Here is a 17,708-nt window from a genome sequence, read left to right on the forward strand (position 1 = left end):
TCGGTGCTGCGCGGCATCCAGTTGGGTTCACAGCTTTGCCATCGGCGTGTTCAGGTCGGCCAGCCGCTCGGCATCCACCGGCTTGCGCTGCTCGATCAGCCTGCGGGCAAAGCGCAGGTCGCGCGCTGCGTTGGCCCCTACGGCGGCCTGCACCACATCGCCCGCCAGGTAGAACAGCACAAAGCTGCCGATGGCCGGGTCGCCGCGCTGCACCACGCGGTGCGCAGGCGTGGGCATGCCGTAGATCTGCAGGTTCATGCCGTACTGGTCGGACCAGAACCACGGCAGCGGTTGGTAGTCCACGGCCTGGCCCAGGGCCGAGCGCGCAGCGGCCATGCCCTGCTCTTGCGCGTTCTGCCACGACTCCAACCGCAGGCTGCGGCCCGCCCAGGGGTTAGGCGCCACGGCCACATCGCCTGCGGCCAGGATGTGGGGGTCAGACGTGCGGCATTGGGCATCGACCAGCACGCCACCTTCGCAAGCCAGGCCCGCCGCGCGCGCCAGCTCGTCGTTGGGCACCAAGCCAACGCCCAGCACGATGGAGTCGCACGCCAGCGCGCTGCGATCGGCCAGCAAGACCTCCGAGCGGCTATCTGCAGCGCGGGCAAAGCCCCGCACACCCGCGCCCAGCAGCACGCGCACGCCCTGGGCGCGGTGCAGCGCCAGCAGATACGCCGACACCTCAGCGGGCACGGTGCGTTCACACAAGCGGCTTTGCGTCTCCACCACCACCACTTCCGCGCCCTGCTGGCGTGCGGTGGCCGCCACCTCCAGGCCGATCCAGCCACCGCCCACCACCACCACGCTGCGGCCAGGCCGAAGGGCCGGGGCCAGCGCCTGCGCATCTTCAATGGTGCGCAGCGTGTGCAGCGGCACCTGGTCAGCGCCCGGCACGGCAAGCCGCCGGGCGCGCCCCCCGGTGCACAGGATGAGCTTGTCGTAGGGCTGCGCTGCGCCATCGGACAGCAGCACCTGCTTGGCAGCGCGGTCAATGCGGTGCACCTGCACACCGGGCCGCCATTGCACCGCCAGGGCGTCAAAGGCCTCGGGCTTCATGAGGCGCGTGCTCTCAGGGTCGGCTGCGCCCGATAGCACCGCCTTCGACAGCGGTGGCCGCTCGTGCGGCGGGTGGACTTCGTCACCGATCAGCACCACGCGGCCCGCAAAGCCTTCGCTGCGCAACGTTTGCGCGGCCCAGCCGCCCGCCTGGCCTGCACCGACGATCACGATGGTGGAAGCCGGGTCGGTGCTGGTGCCTGCATGCGGCCATGCAGCGGCCTCGACCTGGGGTCGTTCGGCAGTCATGGGGGTCTCCTTGAGAGGGGTTGCTGTGCTCAGCGGCGTTCAGTCCAGGGCCAGCCACACGCGGCCGCCCTCGATCTTCACGGGGTAGCTGCGCAGCGGCTCGGTCACCGGCGCACAGGTGGGCTGGCCTGATCGCACATCAAACTTGCCCTGGTGCAAAGGGCATTCGATCTCGTGCCCTTCCAGAAACCCATCGCACAGGCGTGCATGGCCGTGGGTGCAGATGTTGTCGGTGGCAAACACCTCGCCGCCCACGCCATACAGCGCAATGTCGCGCCCGGCCACGGCCAGGCCGATCACGTCATCCTGCGGCACATCGCCGTGCGCGGCGGCGTCAATCCAGTTTGTCGTCATCGTCGTCATGGCGGCTCCTCAGATGGGGTAGATCAGCGAGTTGGGGATCATCTCGCTGTCGTAGACGACGAGGCGCGATGCGAACTTCAGCCCCTCGGGCGTGGGCACAACTTCATCGAGCGTGCGCCCCACGTTGAACACCGTCGATTCCTTCGACAGGCGCGTGCGCAGCACCGCATAGTTGGCCTCGCAGTGGATGCGGCCATCGGCATCCACCTTGTGCACCAGCGGCGCGCCCACCACATGGCGCTGGTAGTAGGGGTCGTGGAACAGCGTCTCGCGGATGCCGTAGACGCGGTCTTTCAGCATGCCCTTGCTGTCAAACGCCAGTGTGGCCAGCGGAAACCCGCGCTCGTGGTTCTCGCGCGGCTGCAGCTTGTACACGCAGTGGTCGATAAAAAACTCAGGCCACGCCTCCCAGTCCGCCGCGTCGAGTGCGCGGGCGTAGCGGGCGTAGAGCTGGTTCAGTTCAAAGTAGGTCTGGAAGTCCATCATGGTCAAGCCTCCGCCTCCATCACCTTGCGCCAGTATTCATACATGCCCCGGATCAGCGTCTCGGTCACCATGTGGTCCGTGTCGCCCACATCGCGCCCGCCCAGTTCGGCCAGCGTGCGGTGCGCGGGCTTGGTCTCAAAGCCTTCTTGCGACCACTCGATCACCTCGCCATCGTCGGCCGACACAAAGCCCGCCGGGCCGAACAGATTGGCTTGGCGCAGGCGGCGCTGCGTCATCTCCTCGCTGTCGTCCTCAAAGCCGAAATGCGTCCACACAAAATCGAACGCTCCCTTGCCATCCGGCTGGATGTGGCGCGTGGACACGCTGTTGACCTGCTGCTGAAAAATCACGCTGGGGAACACGGTCATCATCACCGCCGTGGGCACCGATGCTGGCACGCTGGGCGCCGCAGCATCACCACCACCACTGCTGGCAGCCGGGGGCGGCCCCGCCCACCAGTCCTCCTGCGCAATGTCCAAAAAGCGCGGGTCGTTCAGCGACATGCTGGCCTTGAAGCTGGACACCTGCGTCACATCCTCCGCCTTACCCGCCGCGCCACGGGTCGAGACCATGGCCGCATGGCGGTGCTGCGCGTCCATCAGCAGTTGCGACTTGTTGTCGGCACGCCAGAGCCCAAACGTGACGAACCAGGTGTGCAGCAGGCCGGGGTGGTACGGGTCCTTGATGTTCTCTTGCATCAGCTTCCAGTTGCCCGGAATGCGCTGGCGGTTGTAGCCCAGGATGGTGAGCTTGCGGCCATTGAACAGCCGGTCAAAGTAGCCCAGGATGGTGGGGCCCAAGAATTCCTCCAGCGGCTCCACGCTGTGGTCAAACGACGCAAACACCACGCCGCCACGGGTAGCCACCTTGAGCTTGGTCAGCCCGTGCTCTGCCGGATTGAAATCCGCAGGCATGCCGCCATTGACCTTGCCATCCTGCTTCACGCCACGCCGAAACGGCACGCCCTGCAAGTCGCCCGACAGGGTGTAGTTCCACTGGTGGTACGGGCAGGTCAGGCTCTCGCGGTTGCCATGCCGCACGCGGCAAAACGCCATGCCCCGGTGGGCGCAGACGTTTTCCACCACATGGATCGAAGCATCCTTGTCTCGCACCAGCAGCACCGAACGTTCGCCGATCACGGTGCGCTTGAAATCCCCCGCGTGGGGAATCTCAGCCTCCAGGCCAACATAACACCAGTGCCCGTTGTAGAACAAACGGTCCAGCTCCTTGCGGTACAGCGCCTCATCGGTGTAGGCCTGAAAGGGAATGCGGCTGGTGCCGTCCGTCTCCCAGCGGATCTGCTGCGGGAACACGGTCACGGGGCATTCATGCATGGGCGTCTCCTTTGTTTTTTGTCATCGCGAGTCAATCGGTCGATCCATCGATCCATCAGTCTTTCGGGGCCGGTGCGGATGCATCCAGCGCCTGGGAACCGATCATTCGCTCTGCAGCAATATCAGTCAATGGAACGCTGGTGATGTTTCACATCACTCAGGTGAATATGACTTTGACGGCGGTGTAGGAGACTACTGCGCCATGCGGGGGTGCGAGGCGCGCAAGGCCACGCCGCACGCAGGTTGCGTGAGCGGGACAAACGGGAGCGGGTACTGGGGCGGTCGGCCGAGAGCCTCTACCGATGGGTCTGGGCCGGGCGGACAGCCTGCGTGGCAGGGAGGCCGTTGGGGACAATGCTCAGCCGATGGGTGGCTGGGCCATGCGAGGGCATTTCAGATCAGCTCAGATCAGCAGGGGCTGCTTTGCAGAGATTGCCATCATCCCGACTTGGCCGTTGAACACGTACCACCGGCCAGTAGCAGCCGATGACCACAAGAAAAAACATCGAGTAAACGGCCAAGCCAACCGATCTGCCGTAGGCGGGGCCGGTTGAGCGAAGGGCTCCGCATCACTACGCTTCCGTGCGCGGCTTAACAGCAGCGGATTGTCTAGCGATGACTCTCTCAACGACTCGAGCCAAGGTTACGGCCCCACTCCATTGGATATGCTTAAGGAATGAATCGCCGGAAAACCGGTGATCGACCTTTAGCAGGAAGGAGTCGATCCATGCGTGATAGTCCCAGCCAGTCCGAGTCAACAGCGCAAACGGTTTGAACTCAACGTTGACGGAGATTCCTACTTGGTAGACAGACACGTCGGGAAATTCGACCTCTCCCAAGTAGAGCTCTTCAAAGCCACGAGGAAGGACTGAGGCGAACCCGTCGAAGACTACCGACAGGGTCATTACAAACTTTGGCGCGTTTATTAGGATCGACTTCGAGTCAACACGAGAGACGGTAGCTTCTTTGGGTAGCACAAGGTCGAACTTGTGATACGCGATGCCGCCTGGGCCATAGGATGAAACTGTTTGATCCTGCCAAGGTTGCTCCGAAAGCGTTTGGTCAATGAATGCTGCGCGTTCACGCATCGGGCGTGAGAAGGTATCCAAGAAGCGATTCTTGAACAGTAGCGTCGGAACGTCTTCCCGCCCGAATTCTCTGAGCCTCGCCGCATCGAGTCCGGACTGATTGAAGTAGTCAGTCAAATGAGTCGAGAGTGTTTCTAAGACGAAGTACTCGGTTGCCTCGACCAGAAGTTGGCCCGCTGCTGTGACCCGCTTCTTCGCACTCAGCGTCTGTACGTCTACCTCAATGGACTTATGAACCGGATCACTTTCCCAGAGCTTCTTGGGTGCCTCGTTCTCGGAGAAGAGTGCGGTGACATGGTCTATGAGTTCTTCGACATACTCGTACCGAGGAACCGGAATCAGCTCCGATGTACCGCGACGAAAACAGACAAAACCTTCAAACTTGCGTTCGATTTTGCTGGCGCCAAAAAGTCGGCGTGCGGTGACTTAGATGCCAAGCACTACCAGGGAAGCGCCAAGAAGGGTAAGGGGCCAGACAGAATCTTGAAAGTAGACACCGACTGCGGTGGCAAGGAGATTGACGCCTAACCCAAGAACAACCGCTGCGAGAACCAACTCGACGATTGAGTTGCGGTCCTTGAGGACAGATTCTAGGAGCGGACGAGACGACATAGTTGGTTGTTGTGATATCTAACAATTTAGACCGAAAAACCTGCAGGACCAATTGGACCGAGCGGGATATTTCCGACACTGCTTTCTCCTGAAAGTGGCTTGCAGCTTAAGTCTGCAAGCGCCGTTCTGTTCAAACATTCAGGTATAAAAATTCCGGGAAGCTCAGCAAACTATAGCTTGCTCGCAGGCAAGGGCCGTGCTGTCTAACGGCTGTTTCGGACTGCGAGTAAGCGGGTAATGAGTCGATGACTACGTCGGGGATGTATCGTATTTACCGTCGGCTTCGGGCCCGTTACGGTCCAACTGCCTTCACAAGTGAATGACCGGTCCGCAACAATTGCGGTAATTGGATTTATCTGTTCCAGGCTTACGAAGCGCCTGTCTCAGCAATCGGGGATTCAAGCAATGGCTAAATGCACAGCACCAGTTCGTGGACACAATTCGGCAGCAGCTGCGGCCGCCTGTCCTGCGTGTCGATACAGCTACGGCCGGGGTTATGGCTATAGCGGCGGGTACAGCACCCCCTCCCACCCTTCGTATTCGTCATCCACCACGACCGGGAGCAGTAGCAGTCGCTCAAGCGGCGGTTCCCGCCCGCGTTGGTCGCGCACAGGCTCCACCGTCTTGTACACCCCGGCACAAGTGCAATCCCTCACGCCAATCCGTGAGGCCGTCGAAAGAGTGGCTGTCCAACAGCCCGATCTACGTGACTGTTTCCTTTGCCATGCATGGCCCGACCGGCAGGGTGCAGCCAAGGACCTTGACGACGCGCTCAAAGCAGCTGGCGTCAAAACATGGTTTAGTGAATTGGACCTAGGTCTGGGTGTGCCGATGATGCGAACTATTGACCGGGGGTTGGCGAATTCGCGCATCGGTCTTGTGCTGGTCACGCCGAACTTCATCAAGGGACTTCCAAATCAGGGTGTCGCCGACAAAGAACTCTCCGCCTTACTTGCCGGCAATCGTCTGGTCCCCATCGTGCACGAGACAACCTACGACGACTTGCGAAACGTGAGTCCTTTGCTTGCATCCCGGTCTGGTCTAGACACCAAGGAAGACACACTGGCCCAGATCGCCGACAAGATTGCCGAGTTGGTCAAGATCTGGACTTAGCGCAGCCAGAAAGAACGTCAGCATTGCCGGGAAAGAATCAATAGACAGTAGTCCGCCTAAAAAGCCAGGCACTGCGCGCCCAAAAATCCAACTTTCCCCGCCCACTGACGCTCAGAACCTTGCGCCCGGCATCAATCACATCACTACTAATTTGATAGCTATAAGCGCTTTATAGACAAGCGGTAGAGCCCAATTTTTCTTCAAATTTCAGTACACCTCACCACTGACACCACGCGCGCACCCACCTCGCCCGCGCTCATGGCGCACTGCAACTGGGACAGACCACACACCGCCACGTCAGCAAAAGCCAACGCAGCGGCGCGTGGCGCACAACGCTTTCTTTCTCTCTCCGGCAGCGGCTTACTTCACCGCAAACCGCACATTCGCCACCTTCTTCCCCGGCAGCGTCACCAGCGCCACCACCTTGGTGCCCGGCGCCACCTTGAAGATGCCTTTGGTTTCGAGCCTGCCCTCGCCTGCCGGTACAAGCACAGCCTCGGATTTTTCGGTGCCGTTGAGCAGGGTGAGCTTGGCGCTCACGCCCTCGGTCTTGGCGGGTTTGCCGTGGTCGCGCAGGTGCAGGGTGATGGTGTCGGGTTTGGCGACGAGTTCGTAGTCCATGTCGTTGGCTTCGGCCACGATGCCACCGTGTTGGGGCTTGTGGTCATGGCCTGCGCCGTGGTCGCCAGCGGCATGGACGGCGGTGGTGGCCACAGCTGCGAGGGCCAGGGCGGCGAAAAGTTGGCGGGTGGTTTTCATGAGAGTCCTTTCAACAGGTGAGTGAAAAAGCAAACGAACAAATAAAGAGAACAAGTACAAAACAAGAAAAGCTCAGAACGCCTCGGCGTTCTTGTCGTCCAGCAGGCGTTCGGCATCCTTGCGGCCAAACAGCCAGAACAGGGCCGGGGTGAGGAAGGTGTCGAGCAGCGTGGAGCTAATGAGGCCGCTGAAGATGACTACGGCCACCGGGTGCAGGATTTCGGTGCCGGGGCGTTCGGCCTCCAGCAGCAGCGGGGCCAAAGCAAAGGCGGTGACCAGGGCGGTCATCAGCACGGGGCTTAGGCGCTCCAGCGAGCCGCGCACGATCATGGCGGTGTCAAAGCGCTCGCCTTCCACGCGCATCAGGTTGAGGTAGTGGCTCACCTTCAAAATGCCGTTGCGCACCGAAATGCCCGCCAGTGTGATGAAGCCGATCAGTGCCGCCACCGACAGCGGCTGGCCCGACACCCACAGCCCCAGCACCGCACCCACCAGCGCCAGCGGGATGTTGGCCATGATGAGCGCCGACAGCGTGGCCGAGCGGTAGCGGGTGTACAGCACCACAAACATCAGCACCAGCGAGACAATGGCGAGCAGGCCTACCAGGCGGCTGGCTTCTTCCTGCGCCTGAAACTGGCCGCCGAGGGTGATGAAGTAGCCCTCGGGCAGGCGCGTGTCAGCCACAGCCTGGCGGATGTCGGCCACCACGTCGGACAGCGCCCTGCCCTGCGCGTTGGCCGAGAGCACGATGCGGCGCTTGCCGTCGTCGCGGCTGATCTGGTTGGGGCCGTCGCCCTCTTCGATGGTGGCCAGGCGCGACAGGGGCACGGGGCCACGCGGCGTGTCGATCAGCACACGCGCCAGGCCGTCGATGGAGCGTGCGCTGTCGGGCAGGCGCACCACCAGTGCAAAGCGGCGGCTGCCTTCCACCACCTGGGCCACTTTCTCGCCCTCCACCAGCGTCTGCAGCGCGGCCAGCACCTGGGGTGCGGGCACGCCCATTTGCGCAGCGGCGGCGTAGTCCACGCGCACGGTGATCTGCGGCGCCAGCACCTGCTTTTCCACCTCCAGGTCGGCCAGGCCGGGGATGCCCGCCAGCCGCGCGCGCAGGGCTTCCGCCTGGCCCCGCAGCGTGTCCAGGTCGTCGCCAAAGAGCTTGATGGCGATCTGCGAGCGCACGCCCGAGAGCATGTGGTCGATGCGGTGCGAAATGGGCTGGCCGATGGCGATGGCCGCAGGCAGGTGCGCGAGGCGGCCGCGGATGTCGGCCTGCACCTCGGCCATGCTGCGCTTGAGCTCGGCCGCAGGCAGCAGGCCCACGTCCAGCTCGCTCACGTGCACGCCTTCGGCATGTTCATCGAGCTCGGCGCGGCCACTGCGCCGGCCCACGTGCGTGACCTCGGGCACCTGGCGCACCAGCACCTCGGCCTGGCGGGCCAGCGCGCTCGATTCGGCCAGCGTGACGCCGGGGTTGAGCCGCATGCCGACGAGCAGCGTGCCTTCGTTGAACGGCGGCAGAAAGGTGGTGGGGAAAAACGGCACCGCCGCTGCCGAAAGCGCCACCGCCACCGCGCTCACAGCCAGGGCCGTGCGCGGGCGCGCCAGCACGGCCGCAAGCCCGTTGCGGTAGCGCGCTTTGAGCCAGGCCACCACGCGGGTGTCGCCATGGTCCAGGTTCTTCATGCGCGGCAGCAGGTAGAACGCCAGCACCGGCGTGACGGTGACCGACACCAGCAGCGATGCCAGCGTGGACACGATGAACGCAATGCCCAGCGGCACAAACAGCCGCCCCTCGATGCCAGGCAGCGCAAACAGCGGCAGGAACACCAGCACGATGATGGCCGTGGCGTAGAGGATGCCGGAGCGCACTTCCATGGACGCGAGCTTGACCACCTCGATGGGATGCAGGCGGTGGTGGGGGTGCTTGGCGCGGTCCATCTTCAGGCGGCGCAGCACGTTTTCCACATCGACCACCGCGTCGTCCACCAGCCCGCCAATGGCAATGGCCAGGCCGCCCAGCGTCATGGTGTTGATCGACAGGCCGAAATACTTGAACACCAGCGCCGTGATGAAGATGGACACCGGGATGGCCGTGAGCGCAATCACCGTGGGCCTGAGCGTGCCGAGGAACACGAACAGAATTACCGCCACAAACACCGAGGCGCCCATGAGCTTGCCCTGCAGCGTGGTGACCGAGGCCTCGATGAAGCTTGCCTGGCGGAAGGTGACGCGCGGTGCCTCCATGCCTGCGGGCAGCGAGTTCTTCAAATCCACCAGCGCGGCCTCGATGCTGCGCGTGAGCCCGATGGTGTCGGCCGTGGGTTGCTTCTGGATGCCCAGGATGACGGCGCCCTGCCCTTCAAAGCCCGCGTCGCCACGTTTGGTGGCGGCGGCAAAGGTGGCATCTGCCACTTGGCGCAGCAGCACGCTCTGGCCGTTTTTGGCGGTGAGGGCCAGGTTCTGCAGGTCTTCGAGCCGCGAGGTGCGGCCCAGGTGGCGGATGAGGTATTCGCGCCCGCCCAGCTCCAGAAACCCGCCCGAGGTGTTGGCCGCAAAGCCCTTGAGCGCGCCCGTGAGCTGGTCGTGCGTGATGCCCAGCGCTGCCATGCGCGCCGTGTCGGGCAGCACCTGGAACTGGCGCACCTCGCCACCGATGGGGATCACCTGCGCCACGCCAGGAATGGCCATGAGGCGCGGGCGCAGCACCCAGTCGGCGTACTCGCGCACGGCCATGGGCGTGGTCTTGCCCGCGTCAATGGGGATGGCCACCTGCATGATCTCGCCCATGATGGAGCTGATGGGCCCCATGCGCGGCGTGATGCCGCTGGGCAGGCCCTCTTCCATGGACGACAGGCGTTCGGACACCATCTGGCGCGCGCGGTAGATGTCGGTGCTCCAGTCAAAGGTGACGTAAATGAACGACAGGCCCGCGCTGGAGGTGGAGCGCACGCTCTCCACACCGGGCAGGCCGTTCATCGTGGTCTCCAGCGGGAAGGTGATGAGCTGCTCCACCTCTTCAGCGGCCATGCCGCCCGCCTCGGTCATGAGGGTGACGGTGGGTTTGTTGAGGTCAGGGAACACGTCCACCGGCGTGCGCGAGAGCGTGAAGGCGCCATAGGCCATTAGCACGGCGGCGGCGATGAGCACCAGCAGCCGGTTGACCAGGCTGTTTTCGAGAAGCCACTTGAACATCGTGACTCCTTAGCGGACCTGGTTGATGAGCGTGGCGCCCTGCGTGGCCACGCGGTCGCCGGGCTGCAGGCCCGAGGTCACGGCCACCGAGGCGCCGTCCAGCGGCACCGCAGTGACCACCCGTGGCGCAAAGCGCTCGGGCGACTCCTTGACCCAAACGATGGTCTGGTTGGCCGGGTTGCGCAGCAACGCAGCGGCGGGCACTTGCACGCCATCGACCTTGTCGGTGGACTGCACGAACACGCGCACCGGCTGGCCCAGGGCCAAGGTGCCAAGCGCAGACGAGTCGCCCGCAAACTGCAGCGGCTGCGCCTGATCACGCAGGCTGCGCGCCGCGCCCAGAAAGCGCAGTGGCACGCGCTGCCCGGCCACGGCCAGCGTGGCACCGGCCACGCTCTGGGCCTGTGCCGGGTCGTAGGCCAGGGCCTCGATGCGCAGGCGCGATGGGTCTACCACCTCGAACACCAGTTCGCGCGCATCCACCACCTGCCCCGCCACGGCATTGGCCGAAGCGATCACCCCCGAAACGGGGGCCACCAGCGCATCGCGTGTGGCCAGGCCCGCGCCCACGGCGCCCAGGCGCTGGGTGAGGCTTTGCAGCTCGCTCTCGGCGGCTTCGATGTCCTTGCGCGGCACGGTGTCGGCCAGCTCCGTCAGGCGCGCCACGCGCCGTGCGGCCAGGTCGCGTGCAGCGCGCAGCTCGGCCTGTTGGGCCAGCTGGTTGGAACGCTCGATGGCGCCCGCCGTGGGCACCACATAGGCCAGCACCTCGCCCTTGCGCACCGCCTGGCCCACACCGGGCAGGCCCTTGGGCCCGGCCTCCAGCCGCCCGGCCAACACGGCCTGCACCTTGCCGCCTGCGTTGGGGTCCATCACCACGGTGCCTGCCAGTTCAAAGGCCTTGGCGTGCTGCCCCGTGGCTGCCACCACAGTGCGCACGCCCAGTTGGCGCTGTGCGGGTTTGGGCAGAAACACGCTGCCATCGGGCTGGCGGCTGGGGCCGTTGCCGCTGGGTGCGGGCGGCGCGTCGCCATGGTCGTGGCCGGGGCCTGCCGAAGCAGGCACAGGGGCGCTGAGCGCGGCAGCCATGAGCAGGGCCAGCAAGGAAGGCATGGGGTGGAAGCGCTTCATGCGGCACCTCCCACGCGCTGGGTGTTGCCCATGCGGGCAGCACGGCCTCGGCGCAAACCCCACGCGGCGACCAGCGCCAGCAGCACGGCGGCCACGGCGCCTGCAATCAGCACAGTGCGGCGTGCCAGCCCTGCCGGTGCGGCATCGGTGTGGGCGGCGGGGTGCAGGTCGATCTCGCCTGCGAGCAGGTCGGTGTCAATGCCTGCGGCCACGGTGGCGGTGATGGGGCTCACACCCTCGGCCAGCGGCGCGGCCAGGGTGGCCTGGAACTCGCCCTCGGCCACGCGGGTGACGGGCACGCTGGTGCCTGCGATGTCCAGCTCCAGCCGGGCGTCCTTCACGGGGCTGTTGTCGCCCGCGTGGTCCAGGTAGAGCGCGATTTTTTGCCCGTCGAGCACGCCCACCAGTTCAAACAGGTCGGAGGTGGCGGCAAAGCGCGGCAGGGCCGTGCCCGTTGCTGCGGCTGGGGTTTCGCCGTGGTCGTGGCCAGCACCGGCCAGCGCTGTCGGCGGTAGCAAGCCCAGCAGCAGGGCCAGGCCCAGTGTGGAGAAAGTGGAAGAGAGTTTCATGGTGTTCAGCAAAAGTGGTGAGGGCCTCAAGGGCGTCATTGCGGCAGCAGGCCCAGGGCTTGGCGCAGGTGGGAGATGGCGGCCGCCGCGTCGATGCGGGCGCGGGCCAACTGGCGTTCGGCCTGGGCGGCCTCCAGCTCCACACGCAGGCGCGTGGGGCCATCGGCCTCGCCCAGGCGGAAGGCCTTGTCGATAAAGCCGCGTGTGCCCTGCGCCAGCGCCGCGTGCCGTGCCAGCGCATCGCGCTGGGCCTGCCTGGCCTTCACGCGGGCCACGGCGGCGGCGATGTCGGCGGCCAGGCGCCTCTGCTCCACGGCAGCACGCGCCTCGGCATCGATGGCATCGGCGCGTGCTGTAGCCTGTTTTGCCTGCGCACGGTCGCCCCCGCCCAGGGGTATGCGCAGACCCACGGTGAAGGTCTGCTGGTAGCGGTCGCCCGCCTGCTCGCGGCCGCGCGTGGCGGCCACCGTCAGCTCGGGGTTGGCGCGGGTTTGCACAGCGGCCAGGTCGGCGGCGCGGCGGGCCACCTCGGCCTGGTCCTGCCAGTCGGTCGCCGCAGGGTGCTGGGCTGCGGCTGCCGTGGCATCGGGCACGGGGGGCTCGGGCTCTGCCCCGTCCGCCAGCGCCAGGGTGGGCGCGGCCTGCACGCCCCAGGCAGCCAGTGCGGCCTGCGCTGCGTCCCCTGCGCCCTGGGCCTCGGCCATGGCGGCTTCGGCCTGGGCCACGGCGCCGTCGGCCTGCGCCTGGTCGGCACGCGCCAGGTCGCCTGCACGCACGCGGCGCGCCACGTCGGCGGCCAGGCGCTGGGCGTTCAGCAGCCGGTCTTGCGCCAGTGCCTGATCGGCCTGCGCGCGCTGCGCGGCCCACCACGCTTCGCGCACGGTGGCGGCCAGTTGCAGCTGCGCGGCGCGCTGGCGGCTGTCCAGCGCCTGCGCTTCGGCGTCGGCCAGCGCGGCCTTGCGGGCGCGCTCGCCCGGCAACCACAGCGGCAGGGCCAGGCCCACTTCGGCTTCGCGGCTGCCCTGGTTGCTGCCGGGGCGGTCGGTTTTGGTGGACAGCTCCAGTGCCATGGGCTCGGCCGTCCAGGCTGCCGCCGCGCTGCGTGTGGCATGCGCAGCCTCGCGCCGCAAAGCTGCAGACTGCGCTTCGGGCTGACGTTGCCAGGCCTGCTCGAACAGGGCCTGGAGTGTGAGCGGCGCTGTGCCGGGGTTGGAGGTCTGGGCCTGTGCGGCACTGCCCAGCAGTGCCCAGCCCAGCGCCATCACCACCAGCGCGGCGATGGGCGTGTGTTGTCGTTGTTTCGTTGCTTGCATCCGATTCCTCTGCAGTGGCCAGGGCCACAGGTTGAAATCGGCGAGGCGCGATGGATGGAGGAGACGGTCAGCAGTGCACGCACGCCAACAGCAAGACGCGCACCGCTACTGCCAGGAAAGGCAGGGCTCCAACACCATCAGGATAAGAAACGGAGCCACCCAAGCCCCCGCCTCGCCGCTCAGGCGAGGACGGACCAGTTGGGGCGTTCGGGGCGCGTAAGGGGTGCGGGTGGCCAGGCGGGTGCGGCCTGGCCCGGCGGGTGCGCCACGGCCACCACGATGGCCTGGGCGCTGGCACTGTGCGCCAGGCCGCCGCCTGTGCCGTGGCAGGCATGGCAGTCCATGTCGGCCAGGGTGCTGGGGCTGGCGCTCGGGGCCGAGTGGTCGGCCCCTTCGTCGCCATGGTGCTCGTGCACATGGTGGCCAAAGTGTGAGGCTTGCGGCGCCGTTTCATGCCCGCAATAAGGCGAAGCAGCCGCCCAGATGGACTGGAGCGGCATGAACACCAACAGGAAGAGCAACAGCAAGCGGCGCATGGGCAGCCGGATTCTAGGGAGGTTTGTAGAACCCCTACAAAAACAGCGGATCGCCCAGACCGGGTTGAAGGACTTTGGGTGATTGAGTGGCAAAGGGCCCCAGGCCTGAATCCGCAGCTGGATTCATTCTGCAGGCGGCCCTGCCTACACGGACGAGGGCAGCATCCGCCCCCATCCCCTGCACGACATCAAGCAGCAACGGCCTCGGGCTGCGCTGCCTGCGCCTTGGCCCCTTCGGCCACCACGGGCATGCGGATCAGGTGGTCAAAGGCGCTCAGCGCTGCCTTGGAGCCATCGCCCGCTGCAATCACGATCTGCTTGAAAGGCACGGTGGTGCAATCCCCCGCCGCAAACACGCCGGGGATGTTGGTGCGACCGTGGGAGTCGACAATGATTTCGCCGAAGCGCGACAGCTCCACCGTGCCCTTGAGCCACTCGGTGTTGGGCACCAGGCCGATCTGCACGAACACGCCTTCGAGCGGCACCAGGTGCTCCACGTTGGTGGCGCGGTCCTTGTACTTGAGGCCGTTGACCTTGCCGTCGGCACCGGTGATTTCGGTGGTCTGCGCGTTGGTGTGGATGGTCACGTTGGGCAGGCTCTTGAGCTTGTTGACCAGCACGGCGTCGGCCTTGAGCTGGTCGGCAAACTCGATGAGCGTGACGTGGGCCACGATGCCAGCCAGATCGATGGCAGCCTCGACACCCGAGTTGCCGCCGCCGATGACCGCCGTGCGCTTGCCCTTGAACAGCGGGCCGTCGCAGTGCGGGCAGTAGGCCACGCCCTTGTTCTTGTACTCGGCTTCGCCGGGCACGTTGACATTGCGCCAGCGGGCGCCGGTGGACAGGATCACCGTCTTGGACTGCAGCGTGGCGCCGTTGGCCATCTGCACGCTGATGAGGCCACCTGGCTCGGCCGCGGGGATGAGCTTGTCGGCGCGTTGCAGGTTCATGATGTCCACGCCGTAGGCGCGGGTGTGGGCTTCGAGTGCGGCGGCAAACTTGGGGCCGTCGGTTTCGAGCACCGAGATGTAGTTTTCAATCGCCAGCGTGTCATTGACCTGACCGCCAAAGCGCTCGGCAGCAACGCCGGTGCGGATGCCTTTGCGGGCGGCGTACACAGCGGCCGCGGCGCCTGCTGGGCCACCGCCGACGATGAGCACGTCGTACGGTGCCTTGGCGCTGAGCTTGGCGGCTTCGCGGGCGGCGGCGCCGGTGTCGAGCTTGGCGACGATTTCTTCAATCGTCATGCGGCCGGAGCCGAAGACCTGGCCGTTCAAAAACACCATGGGCACGGCCATGATTTCGCGCTCGGTCACTTCCTGCTGGAAGGCGCCGCCTTCGATGACGGTGGTCTTGACCTTGGGGTTGACGATGGCCATGAGCGACAGCGCCTGCACCACGTCCGGGCAGTTGTGGCAGGTCAGGCTCATGTAGACCTCGAAGTTGAAGTCGCCATCCAGCGCTTTGATGGAGTCGATCACGTCCTGCTCGACCTTGGGCGGGTGGCCGCCGGTCCACAGCAGGGCCAGCACCAGCGAGGTGAATTCATGGCCCAGGGGCAGGCCGGCAAAACGCAGGCTGTTGGTGGCACCCACACGCTGCAGGCTGAAGGATGGCTTGCGCGCATCGTTGCCGTCGGTGCGCAGGGTGATCTTGTCGCTGCGCAGGGATTGGATGGTTGTCAGCAGCTCGCGCATGTCGCGCGCAGTCTCGCTGTCGTCCAGGGATGCCACCAGCTCAAACGGCTGCTGCACGCGCTCCAGGTAGGCGGCGAGTTGGGTCTTGAGTTGTTCGTCGAGCATGGTGGTGTCCTTTGAATTTGGAGTTGTATGTGGGGAGCGTGATGGCAAGCGGGATTCAGATCAAGCCTGCGGGTCAAACTCCGGGCGTAAAAAAGCCGGACGGCACGGCGCACAGGCGCTATGACGCTGTCCGGCTTCAGAGGCCGAGAAAAGCGAATGCTTAGATCTTGCCGACCAGGTCCAGCGAAGGCGTCAGGGTCTTGGCGCCTTCCTTCCACTTGGCGGGGCAGACTTGGCCAGGGTTGGCGGCGGTGAACTGGGCAGCCTTGAGCTTGCGCAGGGTTTCCGACACGTCGCGGGCGATTTCGTTGGAGTGGATTTCCAGGGTCTTGATCACGCCATCGGGGTTGATCACGAACGTGCCGCGCAGTGCCAGGCCTTCTTCAGGGATGTGCACGCCGAAAGCGTTGGTCAGCTGGTGCGTTGGGTCGCCAACCAGGGGGAATTTGGCCTTGCCCACGGCGTCCGATGTTTCGTGCCACACCTTGTGCGAGAAGTGGGTGTCGGTGGTCACGATGTAGACCTCGGCGCCGGCCTTCTGGAACTCAGCGTAGTTGTCGGCAGCGTCTTCGATTTCGGTGGGGCAGTTGAAGGTGAAAGCTGCGGGCATGAAGATCAGCACGGACCACTTGCCCTTGAGGGACTGCTCGGTCACTTCGATGAATTCACCCTTGCCGTCACGGTTGACGAAAGCGGTGGTCTTGAAGGGCTGAACTTGCGTATTGATCAGGGACATTGCTGTTTCCTTAGTGGTTGGTTAACTGAACAGGACTGAAGTCTAGGCCTTTCGAGACCATCAATCCAATTAATTGATTTGATTGAATCAATTGCCTGTGACTATACAGTGACACCCTGCCCTCAGGCCGGGGCGGGCATTTTGCCCCCTTTTAAACCCCCAAAGACCGCAAGGAAGCCGCTGCAAGAACCACCGCCCACCCGGTCAACCCTTGCGGCATATCAAACATTCAAATACAACTGATTCGCGTTTAGTTTTATCATCTACTGCACTGCAGCAACGCCGCCCAGGCCACTTTGCTGCAGTGGGCCAGCCAAAGCTCGACGCCTCTGAAATATTGGTCAAAACGGCCTGCAGCGCTTTATTGATAAGCGCAAGCAGCTCATAAATTTATAGCAAAGACCTCAGACACCATGTTCCAAACACTTCTGATCTGTTTCCGCGAAGGGCTGGAAGCCCTGCTGGTGGTGGCGATTGCCACCCTGTACCTGCGCAAGACCGGGCGCCTGCACCTGTTGCTGCCACTGCGCGCGGGCGTGGGCGTGGCAGCCCTGCTCTCGCTGGTGCTGGGCTGGGTGCTCTCGCAGGTGGGCGCGCTGTCGCCCGCAGCCGAGGGTGGCATGGCGCTGGTGGCTGCCGCCACCGTGGCCTGGTGCGTGGTGCACATGCGCCGTGCGGGCCAAGGCATGGGCCAGGACATTGCCCAGCGCATGGACCGCGCCAGCGTGCTGGAAGGCCCGCGCGCCTGGGTGGCGGTGTTCCTGTTTGCCCTGTTCATGGTGGGCCGCGAAGGCGTGGAAACCGCCACCATGCTCGCCGCTCTGGCCCGCAGCGCCGAGCTGGGCTACATGGCCTGGGGCGGCTTGGCGGGCCTGGCGCTGGCCATTGCCATCGCCTGGGCCTGGACACGCTACGGCCGCGCAGTGAACCTTGCGCGGTTCTTCCGCGTCACGTCGTGGTTCATGGCGGTGTTTGCGGTGCAACTGGTGGTGTATGCGTTCCATGAGTTCACCGAAGGCGCAGCGATACCCGGCATCGACAACGCTTACTGGCATGCGGCCACCGAAGACCTGGCCGAAGGCACCATTGCCCAGGCCATCTCGCTGGCCCTGGTGCTTGTGCCCACGGTATGGCTGGGCCTGGCGCACTGGCGTGAGCGGCGCACGGTGCCATCGTCTGCAGCCGCAACCGCCATGGGCACACAGGCTGCCGCGCCACGCGCCGCACAATAGCCCCGCGCACGGCCTGCGCAGCCCCATCGGGCCTACCGGGCCGGACGGGGCCAGCCGGGGTGAACGCGAACGCCTATCAACCTCACACGCAGCCAGCGCGCTGTAGCAGGGATATGCCTTGCGCGTGTTGATATGGC

16 protein-coding genes are annotated in these 17,708 nt (G+C 65.0%); 3 read left to right on the plus strand and 13 right to left on the minus strand.

All coding sequences use genetic code 11. The annotated features are described in order from the left end of the window. Positions 1–27: 27 nt before the first annotated feature. The 5 genes from C8C94_RS10200 to C8C94_RS10220 all read right to left on the minus strand — a co-directional run bounded on the left by C8C94_RS10200 (position 28) and on the right by C8C94_RS10220 (position 4,693). Positions 28–1,305 carry an NAD(P)/FAD-dependent oxidoreductase gene (locus C8C94_RS10200; protein ID WP_121420633.1) on the minus strand — a complete coding sequence of 426 codons (1,278 nt, stop codon included), beginning with the start codon at positions 1,303–1,305 and terminating at the stop codon, positions 28–30. Positions 1,306–1,344: 39 nt separating this feature from the next. Next, positions 1,345–1,668, minus strand: a complete 324-nt coding sequence (locus C8C94_RS10205) for a non-heme iron oxygenase ferredoxin subunit (protein WP_121420634.1) — start codon at positions 1,666–1,668, stop codon at positions 1,345–1,347. Between the two features lie 9 nt (positions 1,669–1,677). Then, entirely contained in the window at positions 1,678–2,151 is a 474-nt protein-coding gene (locus C8C94_RS10210; protein WP_108499844.1) for an aromatic-ring-hydroxylating dioxygenase subunit beta, read from the minus strand. Between the two features lie 5 nt (positions 2,152–2,156). After that, on the minus strand, positions 2,157–3,488 hold the full coding sequence (locus C8C94_RS10215) for an aromatic ring-hydroxylating dioxygenase subunit alpha (protein WP_121420635.1): 1,332 nt from the start codon (positions 3,486–3,488) through the stop codon (positions 2,157–2,159). Between the two features lie 572 nt (positions 3,489–4,060). Beyond that, positions 4,061–4,693, minus strand: a complete 633-nt coding sequence (locus tag C8C94_RS10220) for a hypothetical protein (RefSeq protein ID WP_121420636.1) — start codon at positions 4,691–4,693, stop codon at positions 4,061–4,063. Between the two features lie 114 nt (positions 4,694–4,807). On the opposite strand from C8C94_RS10220, the gene C8C94_RS10225 reads away from it, so the two are divergent. Then, entirely contained in the window at positions 4,808–5,104 is a 297-nt protein-coding gene (locus tag C8C94_RS10225) for a hypothetical protein (protein ID WP_121420637.1), read from the plus strand. 726 nt (positions 5,105–5,830) lie between these two features. Then, the gene (locus tag C8C94_RS10230) at positions 5,831–6,301 is read left to right on the plus strand and encodes a toll/interleukin-1 receptor domain-containing protein (protein ID WP_233573445.1); all 471 of its coding nucleotides are present in this window, start codon (positions 5,831–5,833) and stop codon (positions 6,299–6,301) included. 360 nt (positions 6,302–6,661) lie between these two features. Here C8C94_RS10230 and C8C94_RS10235 read toward each other — a convergent pair whose 3' ends face one another. The 8 genes from C8C94_RS10235 to ahpC all read right to left on the minus strand — a co-directional run bounded on the left by C8C94_RS10235 (position 6,662) and on the right by ahpC (position 16,339). Continuing rightward, complete coding sequence (locus tag C8C94_RS10235; RefSeq protein ID WP_121420639.1) at positions 6,662–7,060, minus strand: hypothetical protein; 399 nt, start codon at positions 7,058–7,060, stop codon at positions 6,662–6,664. A 72-nt stretch (positions 7,061–7,132) separates the two neighbouring features. Further along, on the minus strand, positions 7,133–10,252 hold the full coding sequence (locus tag C8C94_RS10240; protein WP_121420640.1) for an efflux RND transporter permease subunit: 3,120 nt from the start codon (positions 10,250–10,252) through the stop codon (positions 7,133–7,135). Between the two features lie 9 nt (positions 10,253–10,261). Then, positions 10,262–11,383 (minus strand): efflux RND transporter periplasmic adaptor subunit, encoded by a 1,122-nt coding sequence (locus C8C94_RS10245; RefSeq protein WP_121420641.1) that lies wholly within the window; start codon positions 11,381–11,383, stop codon positions 10,262–10,264. Further along, entirely contained in the window at positions 11,380–11,952 is a 573-nt protein-coding gene (locus tag C8C94_RS10250) for a hypothetical protein (RefSeq protein WP_121422796.1), read from the minus strand. The genes C8C94_RS10245 and C8C94_RS10250 overlap by 4 nt, the downstream gene beginning before the upstream one ends. A 35-nt stretch (positions 11,953–11,987) precedes the next feature. Then, entirely contained in the window at positions 11,988–13,265 is a 1,278-nt protein-coding gene (locus C8C94_RS10255) for a TolC family protein (protein ID WP_121420642.1), read from the minus strand. 179 nt (positions 13,266–13,444) lie between these two features. Next, positions 13,445–13,801, minus strand: a complete 357-nt coding sequence (locus C8C94_RS10260; protein WP_121420643.1) for a hypothetical protein — start codon at positions 13,799–13,801, stop codon at positions 13,445–13,447. A 188-nt stretch (positions 13,802–13,989) separates the two neighbouring features. Further along, a complete protein-coding gene (gene ahpF, locus C8C94_RS10265; protein WP_121420644.1) occupies positions 13,990–15,603 on the minus strand; it encodes an alkyl hydroperoxide reductase subunit F in 1,614 nt (537 codons plus the stop codon). Positions 15,604–15,763: 160 nt separating this feature from the next. After that, positions 15,764–16,339, minus strand: coding sequence for an alkyl hydroperoxide reductase subunit C (gene ahpC, locus C8C94_RS10270; RefSeq protein WP_055398629.1), 576 nt, complete (start codon positions 16,337–16,339; stop codon positions 15,764–15,766). Positions 16,340–16,752: 413 nt separating this feature from the next. Between ahpC and C8C94_RS10275 the strand changes: the two genes are divergently transcribed. Further along, complete coding sequence (locus C8C94_RS10275) at positions 16,753–17,571, plus strand: FTR1 family protein (protein ID WP_055398628.1); 819 nt, start codon at positions 16,753–16,755, stop codon at positions 17,569–17,571. The last annotated feature ends 137 nt before the right edge of the window (positions 17,572–17,708 follow it).

Source organism: Acidovorax sp. 94, from assembly GCF_003634645.1.
Classification (GTDB): Bacteria; Pseudomonadota; Gammaproteobacteria; order Burkholderiales; family Burkholderiaceae_C; genus Acidovorax; species Acidovorax facilis.

Excerpts from the sequence above, each read along its gene's own strand:
- C8C94_RS10200 (WP_121420633.1), bottom strand. The coding sequence starts at position 1,305 with ATGACTGCCGAACGACCCCAGGTCGAGGCCGCTGCATGGCCGCATGCA.
- C8C94_RS10205 (WP_121420634.1), bottom strand. The coding sequence starts at position 1,668 with ATGACGACGATGACGACAAACTGGATTGACGCCGCCGCGCACGGCGAT.
- C8C94_RS10210 (WP_108499844.1), bottom strand. The coding sequence starts at position 2,151 with ATGGACTTCCAGACCTACTTTGAACTGAACCAGCTCTACGCCCGCTAC.
- C8C94_RS10215 (WP_121420635.1), bottom strand. The coding sequence starts at position 3,488 with ATGCATGAATGCCCCGTGACCGTGTTCCCGCAGCAGATCCGCTGGGAG.
- C8C94_RS10225 (WP_121420637.1), top strand. The coding sequence starts at position 4,808 with ATGAACCGGATCACTTTCCCAGAGCTTCTTGGGTGCCTCGTTCTCGGA.
- C8C94_RS10235 (WP_121420639.1), bottom strand. The coding sequence starts at position 7,060 with ATGAAAACCACCCGCCAACTTTTCGCCGCCCTGGCCCTCGCAGCTGTG.
- C8C94_RS10240 (WP_121420640.1), bottom strand. The coding sequence starts at position 10,252 with ATGTTCAAGTGGCTTCTCGAAAACAGCCTGGTCAACCGGCTGCTGGTG.
- C8C94_RS10245 (WP_121420641.1), bottom strand. The coding sequence starts at position 11,383 with ATGAAGCGCTTCCACCCCATGCCTTCCTTGCTGGCCCTGCTCATGGCT.
- C8C94_RS10250 (WP_121422796.1), bottom strand. The coding sequence starts at position 11,952 with ATGAAACTCTCTTCCACTTTCTCCACACTGGGCCTGGCCCTGCTGCTG.
- C8C94_RS10255 (WP_121420642.1), bottom strand. The coding sequence starts at position 13,265 with ATGCAAGCAACGAAACAACGACAACACACGCCCATCGCCGCGCTGGTG.
- C8C94_RS10260 (WP_121420643.1), bottom strand. The coding sequence starts at position 13,801 with ATGCGCCGCTTGCTGTTGCTCTTCCTGTTGGTGTTCATGCCGCTCCAG.
- ahpF (WP_121420644.1), bottom strand. The coding sequence starts at position 15,603 with ATGCTCGACGAACAACTCAAGACCCAACTCGCCGCCTACCTGGAGCGC.
- ahpC (WP_055398629.1), bottom strand. The coding sequence starts at position 16,339 with ATGTCCCTGATCAATACGCAAGTTCAGCCCTTCAAGACCACCGCTTTC.
- C8C94_RS10275 (WP_055398628.1), top strand. The coding sequence starts at position 16,753 with ATGTTCCAAACACTTCTGATCTGTTTCCGCGAAGGGCTGGAAGCCCTG.